The organism is uncultured Capnocytophaga sp., assembly GCF_963525585.1.
Classification (GTDB): domain Bacteria; phylum Bacteroidota; class Bacteroidia; order Flavobacteriales; family Flavobacteriaceae; genus Capnocytophaga.
Window position 1 is genome coordinate 77,619 of sequence record NZ_CAURLX010000004.1, and the last position, 15,001, is coordinate 92,619.

At 38.5% G+C, this 15,001-nt stretch carries 17 protein-coding genes and 1 pseudogene; 2 read left to right on the forward strand and 16 right to left on the reverse strand.

The features are described from left to right. Window positions 1–94: 94 nt before the first annotated feature. From RYK20_RS02160 to bioA, 9 genes are all read right to left on the reverse strand, one after another. Window positions 95–1,414, reverse strand: a complete 1,320-nt coding sequence (locus RYK20_RS02160) for an NAD(P)/FAD-dependent oxidoreductase (protein ID WP_314894255.1) — start codon at window positions 1,412–1,414, stop codon at window positions 95–97. A 39-nt stretch (window positions 1,415–1,453) separates the two neighbouring features. Further along, complete coding sequence (locus RYK20_RS02165) at window positions 1,454–1,810, reverse strand: arsenate reductase family protein (protein ID WP_297978149.1); 357 nt, start codon at window positions 1,808–1,810, stop codon at window positions 1,454–1,456. Continuing rightward, entirely contained in the window at window positions 1,807–2,577 is a 771-nt protein-coding gene (locus tag RYK20_RS02170; RefSeq protein ID WP_297978148.1) for a DUF3298 and DUF4163 domain-containing protein, read from the reverse strand. The genes RYK20_RS02165 and RYK20_RS02170 overlap by 4 nt, the downstream gene beginning before the upstream one ends. Before the next feature lie 63 nt (window positions 2,578–2,640). Beyond that, complete coding sequence (locus tag RYK20_RS02175; RefSeq protein ID WP_297978147.1) at window positions 2,641–3,297, reverse strand: metal-dependent transcriptional regulator; 657 nt, start codon at window positions 3,295–3,297, stop codon at window positions 2,641–2,643. Window positions 3,298–3,299: 2 nt separating this feature from the next. Further along, window positions 3,300–4,133 (reverse strand): orotidine-5'-phosphate decarboxylase, encoded by an 834-nt coding sequence (pyrF, locus tag RYK20_RS02180; protein ID WP_314894256.1) that lies wholly within the window; start codon window positions 4,131–4,133, stop codon window positions 3,300–3,302. A 1-nt stretch (window position 4,134) separates the two neighbouring features. Continuing rightward, window positions 4,135–4,686, reverse strand: coding sequence for a GDYXXLXY domain-containing protein (locus tag RYK20_RS02185; RefSeq protein WP_311456138.1), 552 nt, complete (start codon window positions 4,684–4,686; stop codon window positions 4,135–4,137). Further along, complete coding sequence (locus RYK20_RS02190; protein WP_314894257.1) at window positions 4,679–5,899, reverse strand: DUF2157 domain-containing protein; 1,221 nt, start codon at window positions 5,897–5,899, stop codon at window positions 4,679–4,681. Before RYK20_RS02190 ends, RYK20_RS02185 begins: the two co-directional genes overlap by 8 nt. Then, complete coding sequence (locus tag RYK20_RS02195; protein ID WP_314894258.1) at window positions 5,900–6,622, reverse strand: SMUG2 DNA glycosylase family protein; 723 nt, start codon at window positions 6,620–6,622, stop codon at window positions 5,900–5,902. Window positions 6,623–6,625: 3 nt separating this feature from the next. Beyond that, a complete protein-coding gene (bioA, locus tag RYK20_RS02200) occupies window positions 6,626–7,915 on the reverse strand; it encodes an adenosylmethionine--8-amino-7-oxononanoate transaminase (RefSeq protein WP_314894259.1) in 1,290 nt (429 codons plus the stop codon). A 181-nt stretch (window positions 7,916–8,096) separates the two neighbouring features. Between bioA and pyrH the strand changes: the two genes are divergently transcribed. Then, the gene (gene pyrH, locus RYK20_RS02205; RefSeq protein ID WP_297978141.1) at window positions 8,097–8,804 is read left to right on the forward strand and encodes a UMP kinase; all 708 of its coding nucleotides are present in this window, start codon (window positions 8,097–8,099) and stop codon (window positions 8,802–8,804) included. A 9-nt stretch (window positions 8,805–8,813) separates the two neighbouring features. Next, window positions 8,814–9,746, forward strand: a complete 933-nt coding sequence (locus tag RYK20_RS02210; RefSeq protein WP_314894260.1) for a cation diffusion facilitator family transporter — start codon at window positions 8,814–8,816, stop codon at window positions 9,744–9,746. 6 nt (window positions 9,747–9,752) lie between these two features. On the opposite strand, the gene RYK20_RS02215 is transcribed toward RYK20_RS02210, so the two are convergent. The 7 genes and pseudogenes from RYK20_RS02215 to RYK20_RS02245 all read right to left on the reverse strand — a co-directional run bounded on the left by RYK20_RS02215 (window position 9,753) and on the right by RYK20_RS02245 (window position 14,941). Then, the gene (locus RYK20_RS02215; RefSeq protein WP_314894261.1) at window positions 9,753–10,391 is read right to left on the reverse strand and encodes an NAD(P)H-binding protein; all 639 of its coding nucleotides are present in this window, start codon (window positions 10,389–10,391) and stop codon (window positions 9,753–9,755) included. Window positions 10,392–10,451: 60 nt separating this feature from the next. After that, window positions 10,452–11,429, reverse strand: a complete 978-nt coding sequence (locus RYK20_RS02220; protein WP_314894262.1) for an alpha/beta hydrolase-fold protein — start codon at window positions 11,427–11,429, stop codon at window positions 10,452–10,454. A 118-nt stretch (window positions 11,430–11,547) separates the two neighbouring features. Next, window positions 11,548–11,838, reverse strand: a pseudogene (locus RYK20_RS02225) (nuclear transport factor 2 family protein); the annotation flags it as partial. Between the two features lie 57 nt (window positions 11,839–11,895). Then, window positions 11,896–12,666: a type 1 glutamine amidotransferase domain-containing protein gene (locus tag RYK20_RS02230; protein ID WP_297978137.1), complete on the reverse strand. Its 771-nt coding sequence runs from the start codon at window positions 12,664–12,666 to the stop codon at window positions 11,896–11,898. An 18-nt stretch (window positions 12,667–12,684) separates the two neighbouring features. Continuing rightward, window positions 12,685–13,698 carry an SDR family oxidoreductase gene (locus RYK20_RS02235; protein WP_314894263.1) on the reverse strand — a complete coding sequence of 338 codons (1,014 nt, stop codon included), beginning with the start codon at window positions 13,696–13,698 and terminating at the stop codon, window positions 12,685–12,687. 112 nt (window positions 13,699–13,810) lie between these two features. After that, complete coding sequence (locus RYK20_RS02240) at window positions 13,811–14,377, reverse strand: Crp/Fnr family transcriptional regulator (RefSeq protein WP_314289536.1); 567 nt, start codon at window positions 14,375–14,377, stop codon at window positions 13,811–13,813. Between the two features lie 27 nt (window positions 14,378–14,404). After that, window positions 14,405–14,941, reverse strand: a complete 537-nt coding sequence (locus RYK20_RS02245) for a DUF4303 domain-containing protein (RefSeq protein ID WP_314894264.1) — start codon at window positions 14,939–14,941, stop codon at window positions 14,405–14,407. Window positions 14,942–15,001 lie beyond the last annotated feature (60 nt).

Genomic DNA, 15,001 nt, shown 5'->3' on the forward strand with positions numbered 1-15,001 from the left:
GGGGCAAAGATACTTATATTTTTTGAAAAAGCAATAAAAAAATACGGGTTAAAATAAAAAAAGAGCTATTATTTAGCTCTTTTATAAATTAATATTATTCTGCTTTTTTTCTTTTTTCCTCTTCTAAGGTATAGGCTGTTTTGAAGGGGCGAATAATCAAGCGTACCCCTTTATTATATTGGAAATACTGAACAATCCAATTGGATAGAGTAACCATTTTGTTACGGAATCCTACTAGGAAAGCTAGGTGAACAGTAATCCAAAGAATCCAAGCGAACCATCCAGAGAATCGCATTCCATTAAGTTCTACAACGGCTTTATTACGCCCTACAGTAGCCATAGAGCCTTTGTCAAAGTAGCTAAAAGGAATCAGAGGCTTGTTCTGGAAGATTCTTTGAAGGTTTTTAGCCAGTAGTTTCCCTTGTTGGATAGCTGGTTGAGCAACCATAGGGTGTCCTTTAGGCTGTTTTTCGCTAGCCATACAAGCGATATCACCTATAGCAAAGATGTCCTTATAGCCTTTTACCTGATTATATTCATCTACTAGATAGCGCCCTCCTTGTATAGATCCTTCAGAGAGTCCTTCTATAAGGCTTCCTTTTACCCCAGCAGTCCAGATAAGTGTATAGGTCTGGAAGTTATGAGTATTAGTAACTACATTAACCCCATCATAATCCTTTACAAAAGTATTGAACCAAATGGATACACCCATTTTCTCAAGATATTCCTTTGCCTTATTACTTGATTTTTCAGACATCCCTACCAGTAAGCGTGAATCTGCTTGGATAAGGTGTACATTCATTTTTCGTATATCTAAGTCGGGGTAATCGGTAGGAAGGATGTGGCTTTTTAGTTCAGCAAAAGCTCCTGCAAGTTCTACTCCTGTGGGACCTCCTCCTACGATAACAAAGTTCATTAGGCTATTACGTTCCTCTAGATTATTAGTAAGAATTGCTGCTTCCAGGTTCTGGATAATTAAGCTACGCATATCTAATGCTTCAGGAACTGTTTTCATAGGCATAGCATATTTTTGGATATTACTATTACCATAAAAATTGGTTTGAGAACCTGTAGCAATAACTAAGTAATCATAGGAAAGCTCTCCTAAATCTGTAAGGATAGATTTTTTATCAGGATAGATGTGCTTTACTTCAGTAATTCGGAAATAAAAATTAGGCTCTTTTTTAAAAATAGAACGCACTGAGTAAGCAATAGAATCGGGTTCTAATCCAGCAGTAGCTACCTGATATAATAAGGGCTGAAAGGTATGGTAGTTGGTCTTATTGATAAGAACTACCTGTGTTTTTGAAAAATTTAGTTTTTTTACGATATTAATACCTCCGAAACCTGCCCCAATAATCACAATACGAGGTAAGTTTGAGGTAGGAATATTTAGCTGAGAGATGGGATTCATAGTAATAACTAATGATTAAATAAGAGATATAGTGAAAAACTATAATAATTTTCGTGCATCTTTGATGATTTTAGTGGCATTTCCTGATATAACACGTTCTCCAATTACTACAATAGGGCGTTTTAGGAAGGTATAATGCTCTAAAATAAGTTTTTTGAAATCCTCTTCAGTAAGGGATTGCTTATTTAGGTTACGTTCTTTGTAGAGTTTGGCTCTTTTGTTGAAAAGAAGTTCGTATTTGCCTGTAGATTGCTTGAGGGTTTCTAGTTCTTCCTCTGTAATAGGATCTTCTTTTATATCTTGGAAAACGAATTCATCTAGCGAGCGTAATTCATGCAGAATACGCAGGCAGGTATCACAGTGACTTAGGTAGTATATTTTTCTAGTAGGATTCATTTTTTTGGTTTATTTATATTGAAAGAAAGCCAGGGAGTTACTTCAGATAGAGGAATTTTCACTTCCAATGTTCCTGTACTATAGGGAGCTATCTCATAGGGATTGTATATAAGAATAAGGAACTTCTCACTAAATCCTATGTTCTTAGGAAGTGTAAAAATATCATTTTCGAACAAGAATCCTTCTTCTTTTAATCCTTGTTCTTGGGCAATATTATAGGTCTCTCTAAAATATTTTTCGGCTAGTTCTACCACCTTTTCATTGTCAGAAAAGAGCTCTTCCAGAGTATAAGGAGTACCATTAGGCTTGAAATTCAAGAGAGATTTCCATTCTATAGAATGTGCCCCTCCTAAGTACTCAGAACCTGTACGCTGAAGAGATACTAAGTCATCATTCTGGAAAGTAATGGTATCAGTTATTTGAATTTGATAAGGAGCAATCCCTTCAAACTGTAATTTATCTGTTTTGTACTGTGATAGGAAGAGCTTTCCAGCCTCCTCTACACTTATTAAGGTATCCTTGGCTAGGAGTTTTTGGATGATTTGCCTTTGAATAGAATCATTGAAAGCTTTAGCAAAGCTATCAGGACGCTTGCAAACCAAGTAGTTAATGCATACTTCTGCGCAGTCATCACCATCACAATCGCTTAAGAGTACTTCCTGATTCTTAAACTCATACTTTCCCCAAGAAGAAACCCAAAAATATCCTCCTACAGCAATACAGAAGAGGAGGACAATGATAAGAAAATATAATTTTTTTCGTGCCATTTTTCTTATAAAATGAGAGGCAAAAGTAGTTTATTTTTGAGAAACAAAAAAGTTATTTCGGTTTTATTTGTTTTTTTTAACATAAATGTTACCTGCTACAATGGAAGATATGTAAATTGTTTTGTTATCTAGTTGAATTTCAATAGAGTTGTCAAAAGGTTGGATGTCGATTACAGAGATTTTTTTTCCAATGGAAATCTCCATTTTATTCAAATATTGAAGAAATTCCTTGGAGGTATTTTTTACCCCTACACACTGTCCGCTTTCTCCTTTCTTAAGGAGGCTTAGTAGTTCATTCTTCATAATGGGCATATTTCCCTCTCTATCAGGGATAGGATCTCCATGAGGGTCTTTTTCTGGATATAAGAGAAATTTGTCTAATTCCTCTACTAGCTTATCGGATTGAATATGTTCTAGCTGTTCAGCTACTTCGTGGATTTCGTCCCAAGAGAAATGCAATTTTTCTACTAGGAATACTTCCCAGAGCCGGTGCTTACGTATCACCAGAAGTGCATTTCTCCGCCCTTCATCAGTAAGGGAGACTCCCTGGTATTTTTTGTGAGTAACCCAGCCTTTTTCATGGAGTTTTTTGAGCATATCGGTTACAGAAGAAGCCTTTGTTTGCATTGCTTCAGCAATGGCATTGGTGGTTACTTCTGTATTTTCCTCATAACTGAGATGATAAATAATTTTTAGGTAATTTTCTTCAGAAAAAGTCATATTTATTGGAATTTTGTGTCGAGTATAGTAGCCATTTCTTTTTGTAAATTTTGGGCAACTTCTCCCGCTTTTTCGGCAAAATCCTCTCCTTGAGAAGCATAGATAACAGCTCGGGAAGCATTAATAATAAGTCCTACAGAGTCATTTAGCCCATATTGGCAGACTTCCTTAAGGTCTCCTCCTTGAGCTCCTACCCCAGGAACCAAAAGAAAAGCATTAGGTATAATACGACGAATATTGGCTAAATACTCAGCCTTAGTAGCTCCTACTACATACATTAAGTTTTGTGCATTATGCCACTTTTGGGAGCGAATGAGTACTTGCTCATAGAGGGGAATTTTTTCTGTGGTAAGCGTTTGGAAATCAAAGGCTCCTTTGTTAGAAGTCAGTGCCAATAGAATGGTAACTTTATTTTCAAAAGCGAGGAAAGGTTCCACAGAGTCCTGCCCCATATAGGGAGCTACGGTTACACTATCAAACTGTAAATCCTCGAAGAAGGCTTTGGCATACATAGTCGCTGTATTGCCTATATCGCCTCTCTTGGCATCAGCAATGGTAAAGATATGAGGGTGTTGCTCGTTTAGGTAATTAATGGTCTTCCTTAGTGATTGCCAACCTTTTTCGCCATAAGCTTCATAAAAAGCAATATTAGGCTTGTAAGCAATGGTATAGGGATGAGTAGCATCAATAATCGCCTTGTTAAAGGCAAAAATAGGGTCTTCCTCTTTCAGAAGGAAAGGAGGAATTTTACTCAAATCCACATCCAGACCAACGCAAAGGAAGGATTTTTTAGCAAATATTTCTCTTTTGAGTGTTTCTAAGGAAAAATTCTTCATATTATTTTAAGTTTGTTTTCTTGATATAAGTTTCTATAGGCATTCCATCTATACGAATACCCTTTAGGACAGCCTTTCCTTTGTAGATAACAATCTCTGCCTGAGCGCGTTCAATGAGTTTTTCGGCTAAGGGAGCCTTATTTTCATTCATATAGTAACGATTGGGAAGGTCTATCCATATTTCCCCTTCTGTATAGGAAAATCCATAAGACTCGGCTTCTTCCTTAATATAGGAATTGGTATGAGTTGGCGGATATTGGGTTACTTGGTCATAGATGAGCTTTCCTTGTTCGTCTTTTTTCACTGTTATGTAAAGTTCTTTGAGGTCTCTTATATACTCGAATTTTTTTGGAAGGGGAGTACTATAATTCTCATAACTGATGGTTACATATCGACCCCGAAAGGCATCATAAGGGTCAAGAGGAGCAATTTCCATAAGGAAAGTTTCTCCCTTTAGTAAGATGAGTTCCCTATCAAAAATCATTTTTAAGGGAAAAGCTAACTGTACCAATACCGTACAGGCAAAGGCTATGATGAGGTATTTCTTACGCATTTTTCTTTTGTTTAATGATGAGGTAATTGGTTACAAAAAAGCCTATTCCTAAGAGGATAAAGACGATTCCTTTAACGAGAAAGGAGAAAGAAGAATCAAAAAATCGGAAGGCTATCTCTATAGAAATAACAGCAAGACCATAATTGACTAATAAACTACGTTCACTCTTGAAACCTTTCCAAATATAGTAAGCTCCAAGCAATAAAATAGCCAAATCATACAAATAATAATACCACAAAAACCCTGAAAATATATAAACCAAAGGATAAACTAGTATAAGATCCAATGTTTTTTCTCTTTTATCTATATAATAATACTTTATGACTAACAAAAGATAGATAAGTACTAAAAAAATAGCTATGTATATCATCTCATTGTTATTCCAAGAAAAAAAGTGGACTGTAAAAAGGCAAAAAGGAATACAAATAAGAGCAAACACCTTATAAGCATTGTAATAGATACTCGTTTGTAGATACTTTCCTATCATCAGGTAAATAGCAGAGAGTAAGACAAACCAAATACCGAAATCATCTTCTCCTATATTTATATGGAAAATAAGTAAAGCAATGCCGATAAAAAGTACTGTGAACCAGTGAAATGCATAGGTAATAGCACTACTTGCCTTATACTTAATGTGCCAAATGTAAAAAGGCAATATTAAGCCAAAAGCCACCAAAGAAGTATAGTAAGTCGTCCATTCTTTTCTTTCACCTAATATACAAAGTGCTCCTACTCCTATATAATAGAGCACAGCGGTAGCCCTCGAACGCATCAGGTAGAGGGTGGGTAGAGCTAAGAGTAGCCACAAGGAGAGGAAGTTGGCAAAGGAACTCTCAGGAAGATTATATACCTGATGTACCATCGCAATAGTCGCTCCTATGGAAAGACTAGTAAAGGCTGCTACAGCCTCTCCCCACCAAGATTGGAGTCCTTTTTTGAAAAGTATATATCCACAACCAGCCTGTCCTGCTAGTAGGGGGAGAAAGGAAATAATAGTTTTTGTCCAACGAGGGAGTTCGTCCCAGTTGTGGGCTAAAATAACGATAATTCCTAAAGCAATAAGAATAGCTCCTAATGCTCCAAAAACTGTCAAGAGCCTATGGGAAGAAGAAGCCTGCTTCTGTTCTTGAGCATAGAGGCGAATGCGTTCGGCTACTTCAGGAGAGATAACCTTGGCAGCAGTGAGTTCGTCTAATTCTTTTAAAATTTTCATTTATAGAGATTTAGGTTTTAATAAAGTGATGAATTTATCTATGTATAATTGTTTTTCTTTGGACTTATATTGTTGTATATAGCGGGGGTGTTCTAGTACGACCATTTTCTTGAACAAAGAGGCTTCTTTGTTGAGCTTTTCTAGGAAAGAAGCATTTTTCTTTCCCAAAACATATACTTCAGAGGTGTCCAATCCTAAGGCAATATGCTTCTTAAGGGTTTCTATCATATAGTCCTTGGTCATTCTAAAGAGTTCATTGTCATCATAATAATTGGCATTAAGCCAAGTGCCTTGAGCCGTTTTTCTTACAATAGCCAAGGGGAAGGGAGAGTTAATATAATAATCCTTGTAAAAATCCTTTACGCCTCCATATTGTGAAATCATATCATATACAAATACAGAAGAGACTTCGTGAGTATGTGCTGAGTGCATCGGGATACCACAGTCATTTTCCAAACGCTTGGTATCAGTAAAAGGAACTCCTGTTACTCCAGCCCCGTGCCTACTGGGATTAATCCCGATGATGAACTTACGGGGATTATGATCATCATAGAAAGTTTGATAGAAAGCACTCATCACTCCAATAGTCTCAGGGTTATCCAAATAAGGATTTAGTACAGCAAAACCTTCAGGAAGAGAACCTGTATATTGTAACTCTTTGTTGAAGGTAATGATGCGTTCCCCGATAGTAGGGGAGGAGGTGGTTTTTTTTCTCTGAGCCATAAATTATAACAGTCCTTTATTGGTTAGGTGTTCTATACTTTCTTCAATAATATGATATACTTTATCTAATTGTTCGTCTGTTATAATGTAGGGAGGCAATACATAGATAGTATGATATACAGGGCGTAGAATGACTCCGTGAGAGATATAATACTTATAAAGTTCATTGCGAATAGAACCATAATATTCGCCTCTATTAGGAACTTCTAAGTCTAGAGCAAAGATAACTCCTAAAGTACGCGTACGGGCAACCTTAGGATGCTTATCCATTTTGGAAGCAAAGGCCTGATGCTTGGCGTGAATACGCTTAAGATTGGCTTGCATTGGAGCTTCTTGTAATATCTTAAGGCTTTCTAAGGCAATAGCACAACCTGTAGGATTTGCCATAAAGGTATGTCCATGAAAGAGAGCTTTGCTGATGTCATCACTATAGAAAGCATCATAAATTGCCTCAGTAGTACTTGTAACAGAAAGAGGAATAGTTCCTCCCGTGAGTGCCTTGGAAAGGCAAATCATATCGGGCATTTCCTTAAGGTAATCACAGGCAAAGTTTTTCCCTGTTTTTCCAAAACCTGTCATTACTTCATCGGCTAAGGTAAGGACTTTATGTTTTCTACATATCTGAATAAGTTCATCCAACACCTCAGGAGCATACATACGCATTCCCGCTGCGCCTAGTACCAAAGGTTCAAATATAAAACCTGCACAATTATATTGGGAGAGTACTTCCTCTAATCGCTCTTTACATTCCTTTTCTTTGCCTTTTTCGGGAATGGGAATACGCACTACATCCAAGAGTTGTCCTTGAAAAGCAGTTGTATAAAGAGAAATACCAGAAACTGCCATTGCAGCAAAAGTATCTCCGTGGAAAGCCTCTTCAAAAGCAATAAAAGTGGTACGTTTTTCTCCTTGATTGTAGTAATATTGGAGGGCAATTTTCACGGCTACTTCCACTGCAGTAGAACCATTATCCGAGAAGAAAATCTTGCTTTGGTTCTTGGGAAGTATCTTTAGGAGAGTTTCTGCTAAATCACAAGCTGGCTGATGGGTAAAACCTCCAAAGAGAACGTGCTCCAAGGAGGTAAGTTGTTCGTATGCTTTTTTTGCTAAGCGTTCGTTACTATGTCCGTACGGATTCACCCACCAAGAGGCAATGGCATCTATGTAGGTATTTCCTTTTTCATCCCATAGGAGAGCATCTTTCCCTTTGGTAATAGCAATGGGAGCATCACTTGTTTTGTGCTGGGTATAGGCGTGCCAAAGATATTTTTGATCTTTTTCTGTAAGAGTCATTGATATATTTGCGTTTAAAGAAAGATTATTTTTAGGCAAAGATAAGGAATTATTAGTAATAAAAAATAATTTTGACAAATTATTTTTGTGCAAGACTAATTTTTTAGTTGAAATATTTTTGCTCAAAAGTAATGGAAAAATCACGAAAAATCCTTATTTTTGCACAATAAAAAACATCTAAATGAAATACAAGAGAATTCTGCTCAAATTAAGCGGAGAAGCCCTTATGGGAAGTCGCCAACACGGCATTGATCCAGCACGACTTAAGGAATATGCTGTAGAGATAAAACAGGTAGTGGCTCAAGGAGCTGAAGTAGCTGTAGTCATTGGTGGCGGGAACATCTTCCGAGGGGTGGCTGGAGCTAGCAACGGGATGGATAGAGTACAGGGGGATTATATGGGAATGCTTGCTACAGTTATTAATTCGTTGGCTTTGCAAAGTGCCTTAGAAGACGAAGGGGTGCTTACTCGCTTACAAACAGCCATTACAATGGAGGCAATAGCAGAGCCTTTTATTCGTCGTAGAGCAGTTCGCCATTTGGAGAAAGGGCGTGTAGTTATTTTTGGGGCAGGAACAGGGAACCCTTATTTTACAACGGATTCGGCAGCAGTACTTCGTGCTATAGAAATCAATGCCGATGTAATTCTCAAAGGAACCCGTGTAGATGGTATCTATACCGCAGACCCAGAGAAAGATTCGCAAGCAACTAAGTACGAGCATATTACTTTTACTGAAGCGATAGATAAAGGACTTAAAGTAATGGATATGACAGCCTTTACTCTTAGCCAAGAAAATCACCTCCCTATTATAGTCTTTGATATGAATAAAAAAGGAAATCTAGCAAAAATAGTGGCTGGGGAAGCCGTAGGAACCATTGTTAATGATTAACCCAAACCAATGGAACATCATCACGACCATAGTCATCACCATCATCACGTACCTGATCTGAAGCGTATCAATCAAGCTTTTTATGTAGGAATAGGAGCCAATGCTCTGTATACACTTATAGAATTTGTAGTAGGAATTCGTATCAATTCCTTGGCTCTTATCTCCGATGCAAGTCATAACCTGAGTGATGTTGCTACTTTGATTATCTCCTTATTAGGGATGAAGTTAGCCCAGAAAGGAGCTACCTCATTATATACCTATGGGTATAAGAAAGCCTCTATATTAGCCTCATTTGTCAATGCTGTTATCTTATGCCTGATTGTCATTAAAATAGGCATAGAGAGTATAGAAAGATTCTCTAACCCTCCACAGATGCTCGGCAGTATGATTATGATTACGGCTCTGATAGGTGTTTTTATTAATGGACTCTCAGCTTTTCTATTCTATAAAGGTCAGAAGGATGATATTAATATTAAAGGGGCTTTCTTACATTTGTTGGTAGATGCTTTGGTATCTTTTGGGGTGATTGTCTCAGGAATTATTATTTCTTTCACAGGATGGAATATAATAGACCCAATTATTAGTTTTATAATTGCTTTTGTAATACTTTTTTCTACTTGGTCTCTTTTGAAAGAAAGTGTAAAGCTCATCTTAGATGGTGTTCCACAACAAATTTCTAATGAAAAAATACAGAGCCTTTTAGAAAATCACCCTGATATAGCCTCTGTTCATCATTTGCATATATGGGCTTTAAGCAGTTCAGAGAATGCGCTTACAGCTCATTTGGTACTCAAGGAAGATGTTTCTTTAGAAGCTTTTATGTACATAAAAAAAGAGCTTAAACACGAGCTTTTTCATCAAGGAATCCAACACGCTACATTGGAAATAGATTGCCTATCAGTGACCTGTGATGATACTTCTTGCCAATGTCAGCATAAATAAGGCTTGTTATAGGTCAAAAATTTTATCTAATGTGAAAGTAAAAGTTCCTTTAGGGGAGTTGTATACAGCTGATAGCATTTTTTCGGCTAATATTTCAGTAGGCATAGGGCGGTAACGCTTGAAAAGTCCTAATTTGTTAAGGAAATTAATCACTTTCACAGTGAAGTTCTCACCTCCTCTATCACTATTAGAGCGGACGAGTATAGAGGGTTGGAAAATAAGCAGGCTTGCGAAACCAAGCGCCTTGATAGCATCTTCTAACTGTCCTTTCATACGATTATAGAATAGCTTGGACTGTGCCTTAGCTCCTGCAGCCGAGACAAGCACAAAGGTAGGTACTCCATTGGCTTTGCACTGCTGTGCAAAGGCGTACTGATAGTCGTAATCCACACGCCATTGTGCTTCTTTGCTACCTGCCACGGCTAAGGTGGTACCCAAGCACGAGAAAGCTACATCACCCTGAAGCAAATCAGCCCACACCTCTGGGATATCGAAATTGACCACGTGAGTGTGTAGCTTGGGGTGGGAGAGGGCTAAAGGTTTGCGCACGAAGCAATGCACCTCGCTATAAGTGTCGTCAGCTAAAAGTTGTAACAATAAGTCTTTTCCGGTGGCGCCCGTAGCGCCAATAATGAGAGTTTTCATTTTTAGTAAGAGTTAAAAGAAGCGCGAGCTACAAGCTCGCGCTGGTAAAAGAATTATTTTCTACTTGTGTTGGCTTAGCAACCAATCTCGTACAGCTTTAAGTTGGAAAGCATAGTCAAAAGCGTACATGTGTTCGCCTGCTTCCGCTCTTTTGGTAAATCCGTTAGGCAATATGGTTCCTTTGATGAATTGTACTATATTTTTATCAGCTCCTTTCTTAAGCAACTTCTTAATAGCTTCTTCTTTCTGCTTTTCAGGAAGATTGGCAGCAAATTTTGTGGTTGCATAAGGGATGTTCTCCTGAGTAAAGAAAGTCTCCATTTGTTGCATAATAGGAGCCGCTTTGTCTAATTCAGAAGCTATATAGAAGAACTTTTGCTTGGGTAAAACTTCTTTGAGTTGCTGAAAATCCCAATGTGTACCTGCATACAAAGAAGCTGCAAACAAGTTGGGGTAATGTACATTCAGATAGAAAGAAATCATCCCTCCCATAGATTGTCCGGTAGTATATACCCTACTACGGTCAATAGCATAAGTACTAAGAATTTGTTGCAGAAGATGATAAGTAGTAGGTACTTCATCGCTTACCTCGTAGGCATCATTGGTAGCAGCTTCTTTACCACTGTACGAAGGTACTAATACAAAACAAGGGTGCTCTTTTTGAGTTTCATCAGTAGCCCAAATAATTCCACCATAACCTTGTTTGAGGGGAGCGATTACTCCTTTGCCTACGGTACTTGCATCTGCCATAAAAAGCACTAAAGGGTATTGCTTGTTAGGGTCGTAATTCTCAGGAGTAAACAGGTTATATTCCATAGTTCGCCCAGTAAGGGTATCGGTAAAAGACAATTGTTTAAACTTAGGGGCTATTTCTTCTCGCAAAGAGAAAAGTTGGTCGTCATAACTCTTATCAATTCCTCCATACTCACCCGTCCAACGACTTACCTCAGGTAAGGTAGGGGAGGAGGGTTGTTTTTGAGTATTGCACCCTATAAGGGCAAGGGTAAGACCTATGCCTAACTTATTTATCTTTTTCATAAAATACTGTTTTTTAAATTAGATTGCTATTTGTTGGTGCAAAGATACAAAAAAATAGTCGTTAGCAGTTATCGCAATCTAACGACTAACTACTAACAACTAATTTCTAAAATACTAACTACAAAAACTCTACTTTTAGGTAACTGATTTTACCTTCGGGGTTTATGGTGGCGGTATCTTTACCTTTAAAAGCAAAGAAAGAGCCTTCCTTTCGCCTGCCTGCTACTGCCCAATGCGTTTCAAGGATGTTTTTAGCGGTTTGGGTGGTCTCCCAAAGGTGTTTGGTCTCCCTATTCTTGTCAAAAAATTGATTGAAAAAGGTGATAACAGCCTCTTTTCCTTTTATTTGGGAGCCATCAGCGCTTAGCATAGTAATATCTTCTGAAAATAAAGCTATCAACTTGTTGAAATCGTCAGTATTATTTCCAGCAGTATCCGATAGATAAAAATAATCATCGAGTACTGTTCATTTTTTACCGTCTTGCAAAGTACTTAGTTCTTTGACGATTGCTTCACCTACACTCTTTGCCGATTGTGGGTTTTGCCCTGTGATAAGACGATTGTCTACACTTATTTTGTCCTGCCACATACCAGATTTTTCAATGAGGGCACCGCGTTCTTTTAGTTGGTCTTCCAAAGAGAAAGGCACTACTTTGTCCAACTTTACTGCTTGTTCTTCCTCGTTGGTAAAGGCACTTACTTTTTTGCCTTCTACCAAGTATTTGTCATTAGAGAGCTTGATATTTACCAAGCCTGCTGGCCCGTGGCATACAGCAGCTACCACACCATTTTGTTCGTAAATCTGAGCAGCGAGTTGGGCAAGTGCCTTATTGTCGGCAAAGTCCCACATCGTGCCGTGTCCGCCTGCATAGAAAATAGCCACATAATCCTTTGCTTTTACTTCCGATGGCTTTTTGGTATGAGCAAGCTTCTTTTTAAAATCAGCGTTTTCCCAATACTTTTTATCGACAGGGTCGTTCATATTGATGCCATAGGCTTCTGTAGCACCACCCAACGGACTGACAAAGTCTACCGTATAACCTGCTTTTTCAATTTCTTCCAAGGGGTGGGTTACCTCACCAGAGTAATAACCTGTTTTTTGCCCCGTATTGCCTAATTGTGTGTGGCTTGTTACCACAAAGAGTACTTTTTTGTTCATTTTTTTCGTTGTTTTTTTAGTTTGCGCCAGCCCTACCCCACAAGAGATCAAGGCAAGCAATAAAAAGATTCTTTTCATCGATGATTTATTTTTAATTTACTTTATCCAATTGTTTTCTCGATACCAAGCTATAGTATCTTTTAAGGTTTCAGCGAAAGGACGGAAACTCGCTCCTAATTCACGCGCACTTTTTTCGTGACTAAACCGCGTGCAATCGTATTCATCTTCAATGCCTTTTACACTGGCTCGGCTCAGTAAAATAGGCTTTTTAGTGAGAAAGTGATAGAACTCATTTAGGTAAGCAATCGTCCATAGCAAGGCGTTAGGAATTTTTCGTGTAGGCATCGGAACGCCACTCACTTGGGCAAGCGCTGCCATTATCTCTCGCATTTCCATATGTCGCCCTGCAGCTAAATAACGCTCGCCTCGCCTTCCTTTTTCCATTGCTAAAATTTGATGTTCTGCCACATCTCTTGCATCTACCGGACTAAAACTTGCTTTCATTACCCCTGGTAATTTTTTCTGTAAGAAGTCTAAAATGAATTGTCCTGAAGATGTAGGTCCCATATCGGCAGGGGCAAACATCCATCCTGGTAGCACGAAACAAGCAAACATATCGGGGTGTGTGTCCAAAAAAGACAAAACAGCTTCATCACTTAGGATTTTACTGCGATAGTAATCATTGCTCGTGTTAGAACTGCGCAACATCGTCTCATCTATCACTTGCCCTCGCTTGCCTTCGAGTACACCGATACTCGAGGTGTGTACCACTCGGCGAACTCCTTGCTCATAAGCTACTTGTAATAGATTTTTTGTGCCGACGACATTGGTGTCGTATAAGGTTTGCCAATGCTTACCTCCCTTGAGAGCATCACGGAAGAATGCCGCCGTATGAAACAAGGCATCACACCCCTTCAAGCCTGCACGGTAGCTTTCAGGTTGTAAAATATCACCTTCTACAAAATTAATTTTTAAGTTACCAAACATTTTAGCAGCCTTCTCCCGACTGCGTACCAATGCCGATACTTCAATATTACGTGCTACCAAAGCGCGAACGATTTGTCCACCCAATAACCCTGTAGCACCTGTTACAAATGCGTGTTTTATCATAGTGTTAATAATGATTTAGGATTGTTTATTTTCGGGGGCAAAAGTACGGCAAGTGAGCATCTGCTACCAATGAGGTACATCACTTTTTTGGTGTGAGGTATGTCACAGAAGATTATGAATACAACCTACTGAGGGTCTCGCGCGAAACGCCTAAATAAGAGGCTATAAGACTTTTCGGGAGGCGTTGTAAAAGAGAAGGATAGAGTTCTAAAAACTGTTCATAGCGGGTGCGGGCATCATTGCTCAGGAGCGAGAGAATGCGCTTTTGTAGTGCTATATAGCCCATATGACTTTTCTTGCGTACAAAGGTATTGATTTTAGGAAGCTCATCGCATAGCTTTTCCTTGTTGTCATAAGAAATAGCCAGCAGTTGGCAGTTCTCCAAACAAGTGATATTCAGCGTAGCTTCTTTGTGGAGAAAAAAAGCCTGATAATCGCTTACCCACCAGTCTTCCATAGCAAATTGCAGAATATGCTCCTTCCCACTGGAGTCTATTTGAGAGACTTTTAGCAGTCCACTCACTACCCAATATTCATAAGGTATCTGTGCGCTCTCCTGTACCAAAAACTGGTGTTTTTTCAGGGAACGCTCTACAAAGTAAGAGGCGACAAGCGCAAATTCTTCATCGCTTAAAGGAACTATTTTCTCTATATGAGAACGCAATAAATGAATATTCATAAAATGTTCAATATTTAATGATGATAATCAGCTGAATATAGAAAGCCATTCCCCAATATTATCAGGATTGTTAAGCGACAAAGCTCTTTCTATATCGGTATCGTCGGGGGGCATTAGTTCTATGTTGATATACACTTGTTCTCGTGGTTGGTTGAGGGCAAAAATACCTATCTCGTCGAGTTTTTTCATTGCATATACCATAGCAGCAAGTCGTAAGTCGTATTCCTCGTTCCATTGCGCCTCATTGTTGTAATCCACAAGCGAGTCGCGCTGCTCAAACAACTGTTTTACCTGCCGAAAATATTCCTCATAACCAAAAGCGTAATAGGGGCTATCAGCAAATGAGTATTTGTAGTATGGCATTTCCTCTTGGGGGATAGATTCTTCCTTTACAAATCGCTCTAAAGCTTCCACCGACCACGCTGCAATACAAGGAGGAAGTGCCTCCCCCGTAGTGAGTAACACACAATAGTAATAATGCTCTCCGTTTTCAAAGAGTTTTAAGAATGCTTTTTTGGCAGCCTCAAAAATAGCATCGCCTAATGGTTGTAGTTCAGGGGACATTTTGTTTAGTTAAAAAAATCTTCTACTTCTTCTATTAAATCATCTAATTCACTTTTGAAA